General features: G+C 44.9%; 18 protein-coding genes, 2 tRNA genes, 1 pseudogene and 1 riboswitch. Of the genes and pseudogenes, 6 read left to right on the top strand and 15 right to left on the bottom strand.

Annotated elements, in window-relative coordinates; all coding sequences use genetic code 11:
• Positions 1–194 precede the first annotated feature (194 nt).
• Genes FYJ39_RS03135 through FYJ39_RS03105 form a run of 7 tightly spaced genes read right to left on the bottom strand, consistent with a single transcriptional unit; the run spans position 195 to position 6,872 of the window.
• On the bottom strand, positions 195–2,495 hold the full coding sequence (locus tag FYJ39_RS03135; RefSeq protein WP_154470996.1) for a DEAD/DEAH box helicase family protein: 2,301 nt from the start codon (positions 2,493–2,495) through the stop codon (positions 195–197).
• Positions 2,465–3,370, bottom strand: a complete 906-nt coding sequence (locus FYJ39_RS03130; protein WP_154470995.1) for a HamA C-terminal domain-containing protein — start codon at positions 3,368–3,370, stop codon at positions 2,465–2,467. The genes FYJ39_RS03135 and FYJ39_RS03130 overlap by 31 nt, the downstream gene beginning before the upstream one ends.
• Positions 3,371–3,387: 17 nt before the next feature.
• The gene (locus FYJ39_RS03125; protein ID WP_154470994.1) at positions 3,388–4,122 is read right to left on the bottom strand and encodes a PmeII family type II restriction endonuclease; all 735 of its coding nucleotides are present in this window, start codon (positions 4,120–4,122) and stop codon (positions 3,388–3,390) included.
• Positions 4,106–5,305 carry a DNA cytosine methyltransferase gene (locus tag FYJ39_RS03120; RefSeq protein ID WP_154470993.1) on the bottom strand — a complete coding sequence of 400 codons (1,200 nt, stop codon included), beginning with the start codon at positions 5,303–5,305 and terminating at the stop codon, positions 4,106–4,108. The genes FYJ39_RS03125 and FYJ39_RS03120 overlap by 17 nt, the downstream gene beginning before the upstream one ends.
• A 12-nt stretch (positions 5,306–5,317) precedes the next feature.
• A complete protein-coding gene (locus FYJ39_RS03115) occupies positions 5,318–5,527 on the bottom strand; it encodes a helix-turn-helix domain-containing protein (RefSeq protein WP_154470992.1) in 210 nt (69 codons plus the stop codon).
• A 50-nt stretch (positions 5,528–5,577) separates the two neighbouring features.
• The gene (locus FYJ39_RS03110; protein ID WP_154470991.1) at positions 5,578–6,054 is read right to left on the bottom strand and encodes a very short patch repair endonuclease; all 477 of its coding nucleotides are present in this window, start codon (positions 6,052–6,054) and stop codon (positions 5,578–5,580) included.
• Positions 6,051–6,872: a helix-turn-helix domain-containing protein gene (locus FYJ39_RS03105; RefSeq protein ID WP_154470990.1), complete on the bottom strand. Its 822-nt coding sequence runs from the start codon at positions 6,870–6,872 to the stop codon at positions 6,051–6,053. The genes FYJ39_RS03110 and FYJ39_RS03105 overlap by 4 nt, the downstream gene beginning before the upstream one ends.
• Positions 6,873–7,171: 299 nt before the next feature.
• On the opposite strand from FYJ39_RS03105, the gene FYJ39_RS03100 reads away from it, so the two are divergent.
• The 4 genes and pseudogenes from FYJ39_RS03100 to FYJ39_RS20425 all read left to right on the top strand — a co-directional run bounded on the left by FYJ39_RS03100 (position 7,172) and on the right by FYJ39_RS20425 (position 9,485).
• Positions 7,172–7,585, top strand: coding sequence for a cysteine-rich VLP domain-containing protein (locus tag FYJ39_RS03100; RefSeq protein ID WP_154470989.1), 414 nt, complete (start codon positions 7,172–7,174; stop codon positions 7,583–7,585).
• Between the two features lie 111 nt (positions 7,586–7,696).
• Positions 7,697–8,091 (top strand): annotated as a pseudogene (locus FYJ39_RS03095) (replication initiator protein A).
• A gap of 205 nt (positions 8,092–8,296) precedes the next feature.
• On the top strand, positions 8,297–9,238 hold the full coding sequence (gene mobV, locus FYJ39_RS03085) for a MobV family relaxase (protein WP_154470988.1): 942 nt from the start codon (positions 8,297–8,299) through the stop codon (positions 9,236–9,238).
• Between the two features lie 76 nt (positions 9,239–9,314).
• On the top strand, positions 9,315–9,485 hold the full coding sequence (locus tag FYJ39_RS20425; RefSeq protein WP_195840364.1) for a hypothetical protein: 171 nt from the start codon (positions 9,315–9,317) through the stop codon (positions 9,483–9,485).
• Between the two features lie 109 nt (positions 9,486–9,594).
• Here FYJ39_RS20425 and FYJ39_RS03080 read toward each other — a convergent pair.
• Positions 9,595–9,681: transfer RNA gene (locus FYJ39_RS03080), tRNA-Leu, on the bottom strand.
• A 197-nt stretch (positions 9,682–9,878) separates the two neighbouring features.
• Positions 9,879–9,995: riboswitch (FMN riboswitch) on the top strand.
• 120 nt (positions 9,996–10,115) lie between these two features.
• Between FYJ39_RS03080 and FYJ39_RS03075 the strand changes: the two genes are divergently transcribed.
• Positions 10,116–10,769, top strand: coding sequence for an ECF transporter S component (locus FYJ39_RS03075; protein WP_154470987.1), 654 nt, complete (start codon positions 10,116–10,118; stop codon positions 10,767–10,769).
• Between the two features lie 66 nt (positions 10,770–10,835).
• Positions 10,836–10,919, top strand: a tRNA-Leu gene (locus FYJ39_RS03070).
• 246 nt (positions 10,920–11,165) lie between these two features.
• Here FYJ39_RS03070 and FYJ39_RS03065 read toward each other — a convergent pair.
• The 7 genes from FYJ39_RS03065 to infC form a co-directional block, all read right to left on the bottom strand.
• On the bottom strand, positions 11,166–12,263 hold the full coding sequence (locus FYJ39_RS03065) for a hypothetical protein (protein ID WP_353847260.1): 1,098 nt from the start codon (positions 12,261–12,263) through the stop codon (positions 11,166–11,168).
• A complete protein-coding gene (locus FYJ39_RS03060) occupies positions 12,260–13,447 on the bottom strand; it encodes an ABC transporter permease (RefSeq protein ID WP_154470986.1) in 1,188 nt (395 codons plus the stop codon). Before FYJ39_RS03060 ends, FYJ39_RS03065 begins: the two co-directional genes overlap by 4 nt.
• 20 nt (positions 13,448–13,467) lie before the next feature.
• Complete coding sequence (locus FYJ39_RS03055; protein ID WP_154470985.1) at positions 13,468–15,363, bottom strand: zinc ribbon domain-containing protein; 1,896 nt, start codon at positions 15,361–15,363, stop codon at positions 13,468–13,470.
• A gap of 60 nt (positions 15,364–15,423) precedes the next feature.
• Positions 15,424–16,098: an ABC transporter ATP-binding protein gene (locus tag FYJ39_RS03050; RefSeq protein ID WP_154470984.1), complete on the bottom strand. Its 675-nt coding sequence runs from the start codon at positions 16,096–16,098 to the stop codon at positions 15,424–15,426.
• A gap of 286 nt (positions 16,099–16,384) precedes the next feature.
• A complete protein-coding gene (rplT, locus tag FYJ39_RS03045; RefSeq protein ID WP_154470983.1) occupies positions 16,385–16,741 on the bottom strand; it encodes a 50S ribosomal protein L20 in 357 nt (118 codons plus the stop codon).
• Positions 16,742–16,769: 28 nt separating this feature from the next.
• On the bottom strand, positions 16,770–16,967 hold the full coding sequence (gene rpmI, locus FYJ39_RS03040) for a 50S ribosomal protein L35 (protein WP_002603682.1): 198 nt from the start codon (positions 16,965–16,967) through the stop codon (positions 16,770–16,772).
• Positions 16,968–16,995: 28 nt separating this feature from the next.
• Positions 16,996–17,490 (bottom strand): translation initiation factor IF-3, encoded by a 495-nt coding sequence (gene infC / locus FYJ39_RS03035; protein WP_154470982.1) that lies wholly within the window; start codon positions 17,488–17,490, stop codon positions 16,996–16,998.
• Positions 17,491–17,807: the final 317 nt, after the last annotated feature.

Genomic DNA, 17,807 nt, shown 5'->3' with positions numbered 1-17,807 from the left:
GGGTACCCCTTTGGCACACGACTTTGCTTGCAAAGTGTAGTGTGTTATACCTGCTGTCACGGCTGCCGGGTAAAATGAGGGTTTCGCCGGATGGAAACGCTCGCTTTGCCCGGCAGGAAAACGGGCAGGTTTTTGCAGATGGGGATGGGCAAAAAGCTGGACGGTTTCAAGAGTGGCAGTGGGTATATTGGCTATTACTGGAATAATCTGTTTATCTCTTGATCAATATGCTGTTCATAAGCATCAAATTGACCTTTATCATACGGCGTTTTACTATCATAACAGTCTATCAGTTTAAACGGAACTCCATAATCACTTACTTTACGTGCATTGGGAGAAAGGGCATTGTATTCAAGTTTTTGAAGAAGTAACCCCAATCCAGCCACATCTTCCATAGCGATATTCTCTGACTTTGAAATTTGATATCGGAAGAATACATCAAAAAGGCCGAGATATTTTACTAAATGATACTTAAAGACATTGTAAACGAAGTCAGCTACTTGCCGCATTGCTTCATCCTTTGTTTTTGGATTATCTTTCCGCCCAACATAATATTGTACCATTGAAAGAAAACCACCTGAAAGATATGAACTCAATAGACTTGTTATCAATGAGTACTGATTCTGTCCCACTCGTATTGCAATAAGTTGTTTAAGTTTTTCTTCGCGTACAACGGGCAAGATAATATCCATAATGGCTTGAAATCCGGGCCAATATAGTCGGTGTGCATTGCTGCCTGCCAATGTTATTGAAACACGTTTAATATCTTCAATAGTCCACCATGGCACACTTGAAATATAACCGTATAGTGTTAATTTATCTTTTGGTCCAACAACCCGGAAACAATCAAATACATCTGATGGGATTTCAGATGCAATAATCTGAGCTTGGATATCTTCTTTATCTTGGCGTTCAACTTCAGATAAATATTTATCTTTTGTTATCTGGTAATCAACATCCGTTTTCGGGAAAGTTATATCATAGTTTTTATGTTCCAGTATTTCAGGTTGTCCATTCACAATTTCCTCAAAATTATTATTTAAATCTATAACTCTTCCAGAATAGTGTTGGTAAAACCTACCCGCACGACCAGCTATATTTTTAGCATCAAATTGCCGTAGAGGTTTTATGCCCTTTTTGTTTGATGTAATAATTATGTTTTTTGCTGAAGTGTTTACGCCTTCAGTGATAGTCGTAGTCGAAAAGAGGCATAGTAATGTCCCCTCATTAAATAAATTTATAATTTCTTTTTGGATGTATTTGGGGATAAGGCTGTGATGGATACCTATCCGGCCTTTCAATGCTTTTAATACAATCCAATCATTGCCAAATGTGTGTTCCAAATGATTTAAAAATATTTCATAAGTAGAACTTTCTATCCCTGAACAAGTTTCTTGAAAAGAAGAAATCAGCATTTGATCCCTTAATAAAGTTCTGGCATACATTTCTGTATCGGCTCTTCTGCCACAATAAATAATCGTATTTTCTTTAGGCGTGCTTAACGATTTAATTATATTGGCAATTTTCTGCCCTTTACTTATAGAACCAATTTCTACTGGGATTTCATCTATATGATATTGACGTTTACCTTTTACTGTTGTGTATTCCTTTGAAACAATTTCAAATTGATTGTAACGTAAAAAAGAAAACCCATTATCTTCCGCAAAATTATTAAACGATTTATGTTGCTGTGTACTGGGTCGGGGAAGTGCCATATATGGACCAGCTAATAGCATATCGCTTGTCAAATTACAAATAAATTCCAATGCTAAACGGTACGCGGTATCACGTTCGTTTTCGCCAGATGTTTCCGGATCAATGATAAAACTGTTATCAATTTTGTAAACCTCATCAATAAAGGCAAAATCAAAGTGAAGGTGTTGATGCGAATCCATAAACGACAAGAACCGTTCGGGTGTAAAAATAAAGATGTTTCTTTCGGATAGACTAAATTCTTCTTCGCTTAGGGAATGAATCTTATATGATTGAAATGTGTCCAACTTGCATAAACGGGCGTAATTTTCGGATAAAAGGCTAATTGCCGGAAAAATCAAAAGGACATTCTGATACTGCATCTTTTGTATAATTTCATATACCAAAAAGGTCTTCCCAAAAGAAGTAGGTGCAGTCAAAACAAAACGATTTTGTTGCCCGATTTTAAAACTGTCAAGAACATTCTTTTGATACCGATGTAATTTGCTATTTCCTCTAATAAGGCTGGCATCATGAAATAGAGCACTTATGGTAAGTGTTTTGATATTTTCATCAGATATACGGCAATCTGTAAACTTATCTTTGAACAAGTCAAAATATTGCGGGATTCCCGCTTCATTAGCCAAAAATATAAGGAAATTCATATCCGCTTCAGAGATAGGCTCATTTTTTATAAAGTCAAAAAAGCCACATACTTCTTTTACAAAAGTTGCAGCATCTGAATTCTTTTTGTATGAATAGTGCGCTTTAATTATATTAGCGGTTCTCGTGAGTCTATCCATTTTATCACATTCTCCTTGATTTGCTTAACTTCCGACAGTGGTAAAAAAATAAAAAATAACCGGTAGTCAAACGAAGCGGGTACAATAATATTAAGCCGTGTATATTCTGAAGCAATATGCTCAATACACTTTTTTATGCTCTGATGATATTGATCAGTGCTATTTTTTTGATAAGCAATAAATATAGGGTATATTAGCCGAATTCCTCTATTCTTTATTTCTTGTGACAGATTAATATCCGGATTTTCTTCCCATGAATTTAACAAGTTTTCAAGTTGTTCATTGTGTGTTGAGATATGGAGGCGCTCATCTATGATTGCAAGTAAATTTCGATTCAAATATCCATCAGAAAGTGAAGTGCTTAATTTTTCCATCACAGGGGTTATTGCGCTTTTATATTGCACATAGAATTTTGCTTCTCCAAACCATAAGTCAATATTTCCTTCTCTTTCCATTAAATGAAAAGCATCAAAACCTTTAGCCTCGCTATTTTCAATAGGAGAATAAAAATATCCTCGTGCGGCAAGAACACTCGTATTTAAAAACACACGCAAGATTAAATCCAAGAGTACTTCACCATAAAAACCATACTTCAGCTTGGTATCCTCAGATGCTTCTGGGTTATAACGGATACGGCTAAGAATAGCTTTTCGCTGTTCACGCTCTAAAGCAGTGTAATCAATTTCATATTCGTTGATTGCAAATTCCACAATACCATTATAGATAATTTTGGAAATTTCTTGGGGATTAGAATTACTGAAACAAATATCATTTTGGGAAGAAAGGCATGATTTATCTATGCCACTTTCTTGATGCGGCAATTTGCATTCAAATAAAATTGCATTATGTATAGCATTCTTTAGTGCATCTCTCATGCCTTATCCCTCCGATGTTAATTTCCAGAGTTGAATTTAACAAGCTTCTCCCAGTCAATACTACCATCCTCAAAGCAAAACTCTTGGGTGAACTCACGAACGAGCCGGTTTGAAGCTTTTTGATAGGAAGCATCGAATTCTTCCACATATTTCTCTGGCAGCCTGTCCATGAAACGGATTAGCTTTATGTAGAATTCTTCATCTCCGGTTAATTCCGTCCAGAAATCCTTGCCTGCCAATTCCATATAGAACTTGGGAAGCCCGCGGTTGGAAGCTTTCTTCTTTCCATAACCGTAACCAACAATCGGGACGAAGCGTTTCTTCGCCTGCTGCGCCAGTTTGCTTGCCGCCATGAAATTCTGTTCCTGTTTCTTGCGGCTGTCCGCATTAAAAACGCTTGTGCCAGATTTTACAGCGATGGCATAAATGGTATTGTCGCGCTCCACCATAATGTCAACGCCTTCTGCCAATGCTTTCTGTCCTTGTGCAGCAGCGGTAGCAATAGGTTCAAAGAAAACATTTCCAAATATTGTTTCCTCGGATGAGGACACAAAGGCAGCAAGGATTGCATCAATGATCTGTGCGGCCCCATTCATGGCTTTTGCCCGGAACAAATACGGGTTCTTTCGCTTCATAACCTTTTTGATGTTAAGCTTGTCAATGTTGCTGATTAAATTAGTGTAGAAATTATCTAATGCAGTTGCAATCGCTTCTACAATAGCTTCTTCATTGTAATTACTGTTTATTGGCATAGCAGCTTCCTCCTATTTCGATAGCTTGTTTCAGCTTTTGATGTATGTCTGTCCCTCTGAATCGTTTTGTGCGGATTTCAGCGGATTGATCCGCAACAGAAAGCAAAGCATTTCCCAATGCTAATGCCAACCCAACCGGTACAGCGTTGCCAATCTGCCTGTATTTTGCAATGCTTGTCCCCATGAACTGCCAATCATCAGGAAATTGCTGGATACGGGCATATTCCCGGATACTCAAAGGCCTATCTTGGGTTGGATGGCACATCATGGTTGCTTTTTGTACCGGGGAGGTCACTAAGGTTGGTGAAGGCTGGCTGTAAGATAGTCTCCGGTAAAAACCAACCTTTCCTCCGCCAGAGCCATAAGCACCGCCCATAGCCTCTTTCCGAATATCTTCCGGTAGGTCACGCCAATTTCCGCCCTCCGGAACAAGGCGGAGATACGCAAGGCGGTCTTTACTAAAGGCAGCACATTCCCCGCAATTATTTTCCAAATCCCGGATTGTATCATTCAAGGTACGCCAGCGGTATTGCGAGTCTTGGTGCATCTGGAAGTGTGTCGGGAATGGCAGGAAAAGATCTTCATTGTCCCGGCTTCCGATCAACACAAACCGTTCCCGGAATTGAGGTACGCCATAATTGACGGCATCCAAAATCCCATACACCGTTTTATATCCTAATTTATCAAATTCAGAGAGGATAACATCTAATACAGTTCCTAAATGCTGTTCAGGGGCGTTTTTGTCACGCTCCGCAAGGGGCATATGCTTTAATGGGGCAGACATAATCCCCTTTACATTTTCCATAATGAAAAAACGAGGATGGATATAGTCAATCATTCGGATAAAATCCATAAACAAGCTGCCCCTTGGGTCGTTAATCCCCAGCCGCTTGCCGGCAGTAGAAAATGGCTGGCAGGGTGGGCCACCGCAAATCAGGAAAGGTTCTCCCTGTGCCAATCCAGTCTGTTCCAACAAATCTTCTTCATTGATTTCACGGATGTCACCACCCAAAACCTTGTGCCCATTGGCACGCATAGTTGCGACACAAGCAGGGTCAAAGTCCTGTCCGATTACGATATTGAGGCCAGCTTTTGAAAGGCCAATATCCAGCCCCATTGCCCCGGAAAATAAGGAAATTACATCCCGATTTGAGGGATTATCTTTAAAGTGTAATAAATTCATTCAATCCTCCCATTAAACCTTTTCTCCATCTGGAAGGACAAAATAGCGTTCAAAAGAACACCCCAATGTTTCTGCCAGATATTCTAAATCAGAGATTGTAAAACTCTCTCGTTTCATTTTTGAGTTGAAATTCTGAGGGGTAGTCCCCATACGCCTTGCCAATTCTGCAACACTGATATTGCAGCGTACACAAAGCACTTTAATCTGTTCTGATATTGTCATAAGGGTACTCCTTTTATTTTATCATTAAATATATTGAAAATATAAAGTAATTATTTTATGTTTTCAATATAGTCCCTTGTGCCATCTATCATAACATCAAATTGGCTCATCTGCAATTCAAAAATCAAATCTTCGACGGCTTGCACACATTCTTCTGTGTGTTTTTGTATCTCCTGACCCCAAAAGTGCATGGGAACCCAATCCATAGCAATTAGCTTGAAATCATTATCCCGGTCACGGGCCATATTACGCTCGATCTTTTTGATCCAATATTCCCGGTTATGGCCCAGCTTTTGTTTCTTGATCTCCCAGTTATAGCCGTGAAAGAACTCGCTGTCACAAAAGATGGCAATCCTGTATTTGGTTATAGCTATATCGGGCGTACCCGGCAGTTTTTTATAATTTTTCCGATACCGTATGCCTTTGTGCCAGAGTGATTTCCGTAGTATAACCTCAATACTGGTATCTTTTCCCTTAATATGGCTCATTGCCCGGCTTCGCTGTTCCGGGGTCATTACATCGCTCATGGCTCTTCCTCATTTTGTGTACTGCCCACTTGTCCCATCATCTTTTTTGCCAGTGCTTGAAACTGCTTGGTGGTTTCCGCGTCCATCGGCACAATCTGTCCGATCTGTCCGGCAATCATAGCAGTTACATCGTCCATAGAAAGCGGCTCCTGCTGTTGCTCTGCCAGCGTGTCCCTCATGGTTTGAAGCATTGCGTCGGTGACCACTTCTCCCGGCTGTTCTCCGCTGTCCATATCTTTCTTAATATCCCGCAGGATGGCAAGGAATACATTCTTGATTTTTTCAATCTCCGCCTCATGTTCGCCCATCTTCTGTGCGTTCAGAAGTTGCAAATCCTGTCTTGCTTCTGCCCGATGTTCCGGGTGTTCTTTCATAAGATCGGACAAGGAAGCCGTTGCCAGTTCAATCAGCTGGTTTCTTGCCATGATACCCTTTGCCGCTGTGTCTTGAAAATAAATCCGTATCAAATCCATCAGTTTCGGAAAATTCCTGTGTTCCAACAGGCGGTTGAGGATTTGCGCATCGACCATACCTGTCACAAGCCCTCTCACAGCCCCCTCAGACAAGCCTAATTCAGAAATATCATAGCTTTTACGGACGCTCACGGTGGACAATCCCAGTATGTAGTCTGTTGATACCTTAAATTCCTTTGCCACGCCTATGAGAATATCGCTGCTGACCGTCTTTGTTTCTCCGCTAACAATGCGGCTCAACTGGGAAGCAGATACGCCTATCTTCTCTGCAAGCTGCTTTTGAGAAATATGATTGCCGTTGCATAAATCGGAAATCCTTTGTCCAGGTGTCCTGGGTAAAGCCATACACAGCACCTCCTTTGCTTACTTCCCATTATACAGGAGAATTGCAGAAATGCAATTTTGAAATTGAATATTGCCCTAAAATGCAATTCTCGCAAGATTCCGGGAATTGCATTTTTTTCGTGTAGACTTAGGGTAGTTCATCGATGAGCCGCACCTTGAAAATAGAATGACCGTCCGAAAAGGAATACCTCTCCCGGAGAAGTAGCGCATTTGCGTACCAAAGGAGAACCACGCCGAAGGAATGGGGCAGGAAGCCTTTTCGTGGAGAACGGCAACGGAAAGCAAAATGGAGGGAACACATGAGAGAGAACCCATATAAACGACTGCCGCCCATAGAGCGCAAGCAGGACGGTTCCCTTTACCGCATGGCACCAGCACAGAGGAAACAGGCAAACGCCCTGATCCGCCGGGAGTGCTGCTGTTATGAGGACGGGAACTGTATGCTCCTTGACGATGGGGACACCCACACCTGCCCCCAGACCATTTCTTTCTCGGTCTGCTGCAAGTGGTTCCGCTGGTCGGTCTTGCCGCAAATCGGAACGCTGGAAGCAGAGATTTTCCGGGATAAGGAGCTGAAACGCTGTGCGGTCTGCGGCAGAATGTTTGTCCCAAAGTCCAACCGGGCGAAATACTGTCCCGACTGCGCCGCCAGAGTTCACAGGCGGCAGAAAACAGAAAGTGAACGGAAAAGGAGGTCTTGTGTGGACAGTTAGGGGCTGAAAATCCCTTGATTTACAAGGCTTTGCAAGCATACAACAGGGGCAGGCAATAGAAAGTACCGTCTGCTCCCGGAAATAGGCTTTTAACCGTCCACAAAACACGATATGACAAACACCATTTATATCCATCAGCCGGAAAAGGTGGTCAGCTTTACCCGGCTTCCCAATTTCCTTTTTGAAGCTCCCACATTCACGCCCCTGTCCAGCGAAGCAAAGGTACTGTATGCCTTTATCCTGCGCCGGACAGACCTGTCCCGGAAAACGGATGGGCGGACGAATATGGGCGCATTTACCTGTACTATCCCATCAACGAGGTGGTGGAGCTGTTCCACTGCGGACGGCAGAAAGCGGTCAACACCCTTCGGGAGCTGCAATATGCGGAACTGATTGACATTAAGAAGCAGGGCTGTGGAAAACCCAACCGCATTTATCCAAAATCCTATGAAGCGGTTTCAAACACCGACTTCAAGAAATCCGGTTATGGAACGCCGGAGGACTGAAAACCGCACTCATAGAGTACGATAATCAATCCTCTTGAAGTACGAAAACCGGACGGTATATAGAAATACAGAGATTAAAACGATTTTATTTATATCTTATCCATTCCTATCCTATCCGAGATATTTTCTGCGGGATTTTCCTGTGTGAAAACAGGCTTTTCAAAGAAAAGCCGACGGAAAGGAACGGAACGGGGAAAGGAGTTTCATGGCACAACACGCAATTTTGCGATTTGAAAAGCACAAGGGCAATCCGGCAAGACCGCTGGAAGCCCATCACGAACGGCAAAAGGAACAATATTCCAGCAATCCCGACATTGACACCAACCGGAGCAAGTACAATTTCCACATCGTTAAGCCGGAGGGCAGGTACTACCACTTCATTCAAAACCGTATTGAACAAGCAGGCTGCCGGACACGCAGGGACAGCACCCGGTTTGTGGATACGCTGATTACCGCCAGCCCGGAATTTTTCAAGAAGAAGTCCCCAAAGGAAATACAGGAATTTTTCCAGAGGGCGGCTGATTTCTTAATCGGACGGGTAGGGAAAGAAAATATCGTGTCGGCGGTGGTACACATGGACGAGAAAACGCCCCACCTGCATCTGGTTTTTGTCCCGCTGACAGAGGACAACCGCCTGTGTGCAAAGGAGATTATCGGGAACAGAGCCAACCTCACAAAATGGCAGGACGATTTTCACGCCTATATGGTGGAGAAATATCCCGACTTGGAGCGTGGGGAAAGTGCCAGCAAGACAGGCAGGAAGCATATCCCCACCCGTCTGTTCAAGCAGGCGGTCAATCTCTCCAAACAGGCAAGGGCGATTGAAGCGGCTCTTGACGGAATTAACCCGCTGAACGCCGGAAAGAAGAAAGAGGAAGCCCTCTCCCTGCTGAAAAAGTGGTTCCCGCAGATGGAGAATTTCTCCGGGCAGCTCAAAAAATACAAGGTCACGATAAACGACCTTTTGGCAGAAAATGAACAGTTGGAAGCCAGAGCCAAAGCCAGCAAAAGGGGCAAGATGAAAGATACACTGGAGCGGGCAAAGCTGGAAAGTGAACTGCACGATATGCAAAGGCTGGTTGACCGTATTCCGCCGGAAATCCGCAGGGAATTGGAACGGCAGCAGCGACACACAAGGGAACGGTGATTGATGACAGAAAACATTTCACGCCGCAGCATGGCGGCATTGTACCTTGACAACTGAATACAGAGAAAGGCGATATATGGCAAAAAAGCAACCAGACACAAATATCCCCCAGCATGAAATAGAAGCCCTTGCCCGGTGCTTACTTCCAGAAATCCAAAAACTCTTTGAAAGCCCGGAGGGACAAAAAGAATTTGAGGAGTGGAAAGCGCAGAGGGCAGAGGAAACGGAAAAGAAAAGGAGCGTATGACAAAAGCGGCGGTATCGTAAATGATACCGCCGCTTTTGCTTTAGCACTCAAGATATACTAAAAATCCGAAGCCGTCCCCGATTGGAACCGGGTTCGGATTATCATTATCTGGTGCGGGAGATGGGACTTGAACCCACACGAGCATACACCCACAAGATCCTTAGTCTTGCCTGTCTGCCAGTTCCAGCACTCCCGCGACACAAATAACAGTATAGCACAGAAAGTAATTTTTGGCAACAGTTTTTTATAATATTTTATTAGTAATAACTAGGAATCATTCTTTCAATGCAAATTTAACATGTATTCAGATATTTATCAATATGCACATTTTTACAAATATACTTTGACAAATCCCAGCGGCAGATCTATACTGATACTGACATTTGAATATGGATGTGTCTTCAGGGCAGGGTGAAATTCCCGACTGGCGGTTAAAGTCCGCGAGCGCAGCAGCGCCGATCCGGTGTGATTCCGGAACCAACAGTATAGTCTGGATGAAAGAAGATGTGTCAGCCAGGGCGGAAAGAACCGGTGGCATAGCCAAACCGGCAAAGGTACGCAGTGTGAGCATTGGACACCTGAAAGGCATAGGCTTTTCAGGTGTTTATTATTTATCTGGAGGTATTAATTATGAATCAGGATGTAAAAACAAAAAAGCTTACGACTGTGGCTATGATATGTGCCATCTCCTACTTGATGGTGGTAATTGGACGCATTCCCATTGTCATGTTTCTAAGCTACGAGCCCAAGGATGTAATGATTACCATCGGAGGCTTTATCTTCGGCCCCTGGACAGCTATGATTATATCTGTCATCGTTTGCTTGATAGAGATGATCAGCATCAGCAGCACCGGCATCATCGGCTGTATTATGAATATTCTGTCCAGCTGCTGCTTCGCCTGCCTGGCTGCTTGGCATTATAAGAAGAACCATACCCTCAAAGGGGCGGCGACGGGTTTGCTTTTCGGCATCATCGCTTCTACCATTGCCATGCTTTTATGGAACTACCTTCTCACCCCTATTTACCTGGGGTACCCCAGGGATGCTGTAACCGCCATGCTGATACCTATATTCCTTCCCTTTAACCTCTTTAAAGGAGGGCTTAACATGGCGTTCACCCTGCTTCTTTACAAACCTATTGTGACTGCCCTGAGAAAGGCCGGCCTTGTACCGCCTTCCACCCACAGTTCCAGACAGAATACCATTGGAATTGCTCTTACAGCATTTATGATACTTCTTACCTGTGTGCTCCTTTATCTGGCAATGACAGGGAAAATTTTGTAAAATACAGTTGACAAATGGGTGATCCTACTATATAATAATTTTCGTTGCTTGTAAAAGCAGCGAGACGCAGAAGTGGCGGAATTGGCAGACGCGCACGGTTCAGGTCCGTGTGGTAGCAATACCTTGTGGGTTCGACTCCCATCTTCTGCAGGCACAGATAAGGAATCCTGTTTCAGGATTCCTTATTTTTTTAGAAAATATCAGGGAGCCGTCTTCCATGACAGCTGCGGCAGGCAGAACGAGCATCGGATTTTCTATGCAATCATTGCAGGTTTTTACTTAAAATCCAGGCCATTCCACCTGCCATTGTTTTATTCCCACAGATACAGAAAACGAGTACTCCTTGCATTAAGCTAACTCTTTTGAACTTTATTGGAGCTAGTCCTTTGAACATGGCTATACACTAAAAAAACGCAGATAATACCATGGAGGGAACAGTCTTCCAATGAGATGGAATCCCTCTATGAAACGCCCTCCATCTATAAATACAGGGCAAAACAGAAAGCTTCCTATAGTGAAAAAGGGTATGGAACTGCATAATACCTGGGGACTGCGGGTAACAGCCTTTAAAAGCCAGGAAACGGCAATGAGACTCAGACAGTAGCAGGCCATCGCTCCTAACTCCAACGAAATGACGCTTAGGCTACCCCCCATCCACAGGGCCAGCAAAGCCGATACCGCCGCCATAACCACAGGAGCCGCCAGAGAAGCCAGAGCACAGGGCAGCCGATGTCCGTAGGAAAGCGGAAGGAACAGTCCTTTTCTTTCATCCTCCCCCAGCACCACTCCTGCGTAAAGACTGGTGATAAACAGGTACACTGCCACCACTCCCCTTACAGGGAATACCGGAGACTCCTGGTCAGAAGAGGAAACTGCTGTCCTTTCCTGCCCCAAATAAGCGTATTCAAAACGGAACGTACTGCCATCCGTCAGCCTACGGTCATAAAGCGTTCCCGCATCTTCTATGAGCGCGGCTCTCTCCTGGCTTCCCGGAAGTCCCAGAGTTTCAAAAACCTCTCCCTTCCCGGCATAGTCCTCCAGAAGCTCTCTGTTGTAGATTTCCACTAAGGCTGCAAACACAGTTTCTGTGGAGAGGGCTGCTACCACTGTAGAAGGAGCTGAATACACTCCAATGGTTCGCCGGAAGCTTCCTGAATCCAGCTTTTCCTTAAGCCCTTCATATATAACATAGCCACACTCCGCTCTTCTGGAGGCTACCTCCTCCTTTACCTGCTCCTCATCCTCACAAAGATAAAACCGGAACATTCCACCATTCTCTCCCAGACTACGGTTTACAAGACGTTCCGCTATCTGACGCGCCAGCTTGTCATTATCCTGCACTGCGATGGCAATGCCTATGCCCTGCTCCCCTTTTCCCTGCATATGCCGGGCAGCCAGGGCCCCTATAGGCAGTAAAAAAAGAATACCAAGAAAGGCAAAGTGCTTGCCGTAGCGTTTGCAGGACATCAGGAACCACATCCACATAGTTTTCACGTTCTTACCACCTCCGCCCTAACGCTTATCAGGAATCCGGCTACAATCAACACTATCAGCCGTACCGCTGTCAACGGTATCCCTTCCGGTATTACGATATTTTTTATGCCCTCCATAAGTATGGAAGTGGGAAGAAAGGGAGCTGCAGCCTGAAAGGAGGCAGGCAAAAATACAAGAGGAAGAAATCCTCCAGCCAAAAAATGCATGACTGACACAACCAGAAACAGCAACATGACTCCTCCCATCAATGTACCTGCTATCTGATATAAGGCTGTCACGAAGGCAGCGGCAGCCAGGCAAACCTCCACAAAGAGCAGCATTCCAGGCAGGCTCCAGCTTATCCAGCCGGCAGCCAGGGCTACCGCTCCCACAGGCAAAGCCACCATAGCCATAAGAAAACCCAGTCCCAATATTCTGGCTGTAGTTACCATTCCCGGACCCACCCCAACTATAAGTAATTTCTGCTTCATAGCAGACTCAAGTGGAGACAAATAGGAGGATACGGGAACAACGCTTAAGAGCAGGAACAGCAACACACCGCTGATTCCATAAAAAGTGAGTGTATCCACATCCCCGGTGGCGCTTACTCTGACATTCCGAAAATAATCAGCCCTTGGCAGACTGTATCCCAAATAAATACGGTTTAGCTCCTCCTCCACCTGCGGAATGGAGGACACCAGACCGTGGATGCGGCAGAGCTCATCTCCTGCATAGATACCAGCCTGACTGGCCCCTACTATAGTACCTCCTGCATCTGTAAGCTCTTTAAATATCCGGCTTTCCAGTCCGGCTTCTTTGGGAAGCAGGATCTGAACCGGTGTGTTGGTGCCATTTATTATATCCTGAACAAACCCTTCCGGCACCTCCATCACAGCAAATAGCTTTCCTTCCTTTAACTGATCCAGCGCTTCTCCCGCCTCCATGTAGGTAAAGTCACAAATACTTTTCACACTATCCAACGTACTGAGCATAGAAACTGCTTTGCCGGCAACAAGGTCGCCTTCAGGGAGCACAACTCCTACGGCAATCCTTCCTACCGCCTTCTCCCCATACAGCATCTTTCCAGCCAAAAGAGCAATCGTACCCACCAACAGTAACAGCACGATTGCCCCGGCATAGATGTGAGGAAGCTTCTTACATGCCCGTTTTAACTCAAGCTTGAGATAAACCAAACGTGCAGACATCGATCCCCATCCTTTTGTTTTTAGTACTGGCTAATACCTGTCTGGCTAATTAGAGAAAATGCATTAAGCACAATCTCTGTTCCCAGATCATTCCAGTCAGACTCTGTAGCTGCCACAATATCCATGGGCTCTCCCTCTAAGGCCGTAACCTCACCTTCCAACGGCTGATAATAGTACTCACCGCTGAGAACGACATTAACAGAGTTATCCAGAGCGCTGATTTCCAGAGCGTCAATATCCATATGGATGGATTTGCCCTTTTCAAGCTGGTCTATCACGCCGCTTATGGAGGCTTTTACAAATTGAGTTTCCTGATCGCTCAATTCAGCCGAGGTGTGATAGCTGCCAGTCTCTGAGTTATAAGAGCTGCCGTATACAAAGCTATAAGCTTCTGCCGCTGCATTTAAGTCTACAGAAATATCGTCAGTCAGCTTTTTCCCATCATAGGAGCCCTGTCTTACAATATCTATCTGAACTTCCTCACCGTCCTGGCGAAGAGTTATATTGCCTTTAAAGTTCTGGAGCAGATAGGAGCCGCCCTGAAGCTGACAGCCAAAGCTTAGGTCTACCTTCTTTCGATCTTCCTCCCCAGCATCTTCCGGTTGCAGCTGGGTAAAGCCCTCCACTGCTGCCAGATTCCCCTTCTTATCTACATAGACAGTCATCTGAATGTCTGTAAGGCTGCCGTCCAGGTAGTCGATCATATCATTTAATGCTTTCTCCAGCTCGTCATAGGACTGTTTCTGCATCTCCTGAGCAGACAGTACATTGGCCCCTGAACTGCCCCCGCTCATAATCTCTGTCATTCTCACAGTTGATTCCATCTGTCTCAGAAACTCCTGCTTTAGCGTCTCATCCTGAAGGAAGAAATCCGAGGATGTCCTTAAGAAATCTATCATGGATTCCTTGCTGATATTCACCTGATAACCCTGGCAGCTTACCTCCCTGCCGTTCATGGTGTACGAACCTTTTTCCGCTTTTTCCACAGTCAGGGCAGCCTTGAAGTTCTCCTGCGCTTTGCAGCCTTCCTTGTAACGGCTTATGAGAGCTTCCACATCAAATGGAGCTTTCCCTTCCTTCTGCTCCTGCTTTGCCTCCGCTACCGCTTCAGACAAATAGGCCGCAAAGCCTTCCACATCCACGCCGTTTTCTTCCATCAGAGATCTAAAATATGGGGAATTTGCAATACGCTCTCCCAATCCATCGCTTAAATCAATGGTAAGCACTGATTCAAACAATTCCGGGACAGATACCATCAATGTCTCATCCCCGTAATACCCATTCAGGTTTAGCAGATCCATGCCATTGTAAATCACTCCGGCGTTAAGACTGCTTTTATTGTTGGTTTTATCACTCTTTACCTGAAAACGGAGCCCGCTTCCTGCATACTGGTTAATCTCCGGGTCAGAACAGCTGTCCATCTTCAAGGTAAAGCCGGTTTCGCTGTTAGCTGTCAGTACAGACTCTGCAAAGGCCTTTCGTCCAAAAAGCTCTTCAGAGGGAATGGACTGCTCCTCGGTCCAAACATGTTCAAAGGCGTCAATTACCACCTGCTTCGGGTCCCTGGCTGTCAGCTTTACGCACGCCAAAGCTCCGATGGATACCACTGCCAAAACAGCTATCACAGCAGTCAAGATTCTGGTGAACTTTTTGTTGGGCGCAGGCGCTGCCGCAGGTACGGATGCTCCATCTGCCGTTTTTTGTGCAGGCTCCTCCTGCTGCTGCAAGCCTGCTTCATCTGACCGATTAACCGGCTCTGCCTCCTGGGGCAAAGCCTCAGGCTCTGCCTCTGCCTGAACAGACGGTTCGAAAGCTTCCTTGTCAGACGCCTGTGATTCCCGTCCATCCGTTGGTTCTTTGCACTTGGGACAGAAAGCATCCCCTTCCGTTTCAGCTCCACATTTCGTACATTTCATTCTACTTCTCCTCCTCGTAGGTGAATACAGGCAAACAGTGCCCTTCATTCTCCATTATATTTATCGAAACTGATGAATCAGCTCCTCTGCTGACATTCCAGCTGCGATTGACGTTAATTGCCCTTCCTTTAGCGCATAAACAGAGGTGCACAGAGAAAGCTCCCCCAGCTCGTGGGTGGCAAGTATTACCATTCCTCCTCCTGCCATATATTCTTTGAGGTATTCCTTGATTATTTCCTTGCACTCCAAATCCAATGCTGCTCCCGGTTCGTCCAGGATCAGCACCGGCGCATGATTGGAGAGAGCACAGGCAATGCTGACCCGTTTTTTCATGCCTCCCGACAGCTTGCCTGCAGTACACTTTAGCATCTTATCGACTCCCAGCATGGCGCCTGCCCCTGTCTCCAGATCCTGCCTCATAGCCGCTTTTCCGCCTCTGTACCATAAGAGCAGATTATCCCGGACTGTAAGATCCTCCATAAGAGGATTCTCCTGGGGGACATAGGCTGCCTCCTCTGCAAATACCCTTGGGTACCCTACCGCTTCCCTACCATTGTAGCGTATACTTCCTCTGTCCGCTTTCCTGGCTCCTGCCAAAATCGATAAAAGGGTTGTCTTGCCGCAGCCGTTATATCCCACAATACCCACACATTCACCAGGCTTTACCGTAAGAGTGACCCCCTTAAGAATTTCCTGTCTGCGATAAGCCTTGTATATACCTGATATTTCCAGCATAGGCATGACCACTCCTATCATTGTTCCTGATTCTTCTTCCTTTTCAGTGTATCATAGGATGGCGATTATTGTAAAGCAACATTTATTAATGATTTCTCTCTAATTTGAGTATTGAGCTTTCTTATTGTTAGATATTGTTAGATAGTTTTTTCTTACAGCAGCTCTTGCAGATGGAACTAGGTATGGGATTAGTCAAAAACGTGCATACCTCTTTGGGGTAATCCCAAAAAAGAGGGCGCCGCAGTCTCTGCAGCTCCCTCTCTTCTTAACCCCTTCTATCTGAGCATTAAGCAATTTTGGACTTTGCCAGCTCAGCCAGCTTCGCAAATCCCTCTGCATCATTAATAGCCATATCGGAAAGAACCTTGCGGTTCATCTCTACCTCAGCTAACTTCAGTCCATACATGAACTTGCTGTAGGACAGTCCATTGATACGGGCTGCCGCATTGATACGCGCAATCCACAGCTGTCTAAACTGTCTCTTCCTCTCTTTTCTGCCTGCATAGGAGCTGGTCAGCGCGCGCATAACGGACTGCTTTGCTATTCTATACTGTTTGGAGCGGGCTCCTCTGTAGCCCTTTGCCATTTTCAGCACTCTATTGTGCTTCTTTTTTGCATTTAAACCGCCTTTTACTCTTGCCATCGGTAATTCCTCCTTCTACAATTCAAACTTACAGATATGGTAAAATCTTCTTCATTACCTTTGCGTTGGTAGCGTCGGTAACAATATCTTTTCTAAGATTTCTTTTTCTTTTGGTGGACTTCTTAGTTAAGATGTGAGACTTGTAAGCTTTATTGCGGACTAACTTACCTGTACCTGTCTTTTTAAAGCGCTTTGCTGCTGCTCTGCTGGTTTTTAACTTTGGCATTATAATTTCCTCCTTAAAACTTTCTATTTTAACGTTTTGCAGTTAAAAACATTATCATGCTTCTTCCTTCCACCTTAGAGGGCTTATCGATGACTGCAATATCTTTAAGACTCTCAGCGAAATCGTCCAGAATGTACTTGGACTTGGACATATGGGCCATCTCACGGCCTCTGAAGCGAAGCGTCACCTTCACCTTATCGCCCTTCTCCAAAAACTTTCTGGCAGCTCCTACCTTTGTATTCAGATCATTGGTGTCAATGTTAGGAGACAAACGAACTTCCTTGATATCAATTATCTTCTGCTTCTTTCTGGCCTCCTTTTCCTTACGGGCCAGTTCGTAGCGGTACTTTCCATAGTCGATAATCTTACATACCGGCGGCTTTGCGGTAGGAGCAATCTTCACAAGATCCAGCTCAGCCTGCTGAGCCAGCTTAAACGCCTCCGACGCAGGCATAATGCCCAGCTGCTCTCCATCCTGGCCAATCAGCCGTATTTCTCTGTCTCTGATCTGTTCGTTAATCATTAATTCGCTAATAGTCGTACACCTCCATATTTAAGCATGTTTTCAGGAATCAGCCGCCCTGTATGCCAGGGCAAAAATAAAGCGGACAGCCAGGCCATCCGCATCCTACACACATAAAATCATCTGCCGAAGCATTTTCACTGAAATGCCACAGCACATCACTTCATCTATGAACCCAGGTCACTTGCTCGTGCCAGGGTGAGGCGAATACCTGCTTTCCTGCCAGCTGCTTCTACAGCCTATGTTACTTTACTACAATGCATCAACTTTGTCAATGGTTTTCTTTCAGAATTCACCAGAAAAATTAAGAAATTACG

Origin of the sequence: Clostridium porci (genome assembly GCF_009696375.1) — a bacterium.
In the GTDB taxonomy this organism is placed as follows: Bacteria; Bacillota; Clostridia; order Lachnospirales; family Lachnospiraceae; genus Enterocloster; species Enterocloster porci.
Note: the sequence above shows the minus strand (reverse complement) of the source record. Positions and strands in the feature narration are given on the sequence as shown.

Excerpts from the sequence above, each read along its gene's own strand:
- FYJ39_RS03130 (WP_154470995.1), bottom strand. The coding sequence starts at position 3,370 with ATGAGAGATGCACTAAAGAATGCTATACATAATGCAATTTTATTTGAA.
- FYJ39_RS03075 (WP_154470987.1), top strand. The coding sequence starts at position 10,116 with ATGAATCAGGATGTAAAAACAAAAAAGCTTACGACTGTGGCTATGATA.
- FYJ39_RS03125 (WP_154470994.1), bottom strand. The coding sequence starts at position 4,122 with ATGCCAATAAACAGTAATTACAATGAAGAAGCTATTGTAGAAGCGATT.
- FYJ39_RS03120 (WP_154470993.1), bottom strand. The coding sequence starts at position 5,305 with ATGAATTTATTACACTTTAAAGATAATCCCTCAAATCGGGATGTAATT.
- FYJ39_RS03115 (WP_154470992.1), bottom strand. The coding sequence starts at position 5,527 with ATGACAATATCAGAACAGATTAAAGTGCTTTGTGTACGCTGCAATATC.
- FYJ39_RS03105 (WP_154470990.1), bottom strand. The coding sequence starts at position 6,872 with ATGGCTTTACCCAGGACACCTGGACAAAGGATTTCCGATTTATGCAAC.
- FYJ39_RS03110 (WP_154470991.1), bottom strand. The coding sequence starts at position 6,054 with ATGAGCGATGTAATGACCCCGGAACAGCGAAGCCGGGCAATGAGCCAT.
- FYJ39_RS03100 (WP_154470989.1), top strand. The coding sequence starts at position 7,172 with ATGAGAGAGAACCCATATAAACGACTGCCGCCCATAGAGCGCAAGCAG.
- infC (WP_154470982.1), bottom strand. The coding sequence starts at position 17,490 with ATGATTAACGAACAGATCAGAGACAGAGAAATACGGCTGATTGGCCAG.
- FYJ39_RS03050 (WP_154470984.1), bottom strand. The coding sequence starts at position 16,098 with ATGCTGGAAATATCAGGTATATACAAGGCTTATCGCAGACAGGAAATT.
- mobV (WP_154470988.1), top strand. The coding sequence starts at position 8,297 with ATGGCACAACACGCAATTTTGCGATTTGAAAAGCACAAGGGCAATCCG.
- rplT (WP_154470983.1), bottom strand. The coding sequence starts at position 16,741 with ATGGCAAGAGTAAAAGGCGGTTTAAATGCAAAAAAGAAGCACAATAGA.
- FYJ39_RS03135 (WP_154470996.1), bottom strand. The coding sequence starts at position 2,495 with ATGGATAGACTCACGAGAACCGCTAATATAATTAAAGCGCACTATTCA.
- FYJ39_RS03060 (WP_154470986.1), bottom strand. The coding sequence starts at position 13,447 with ATGTCTGCACGTTTGGTTTATCTCAAGCTTGAGTTAAAACGGGCATGT.
- rpmI (WP_002603682.1), bottom strand. The coding sequence starts at position 16,967 with ATGCCAAAGTTAAAAACCAGCAGAGCAGCAGCAAAGCGCTTTAAAAAG.
- FYJ39_RS20425 (WP_195840364.1), top strand. The coding sequence starts at position 9,315 with ATGGCAAAAAAGCAACCAGACACAAATATCCCCCAGCATGAAATAGAA.
- FYJ39_RS03055 (WP_154470985.1), bottom strand. The coding sequence starts at position 15,363 with ATGAAATGTACGAAATGTGGAGCTGAAACGGAAGGGGATGCTTTCTGT.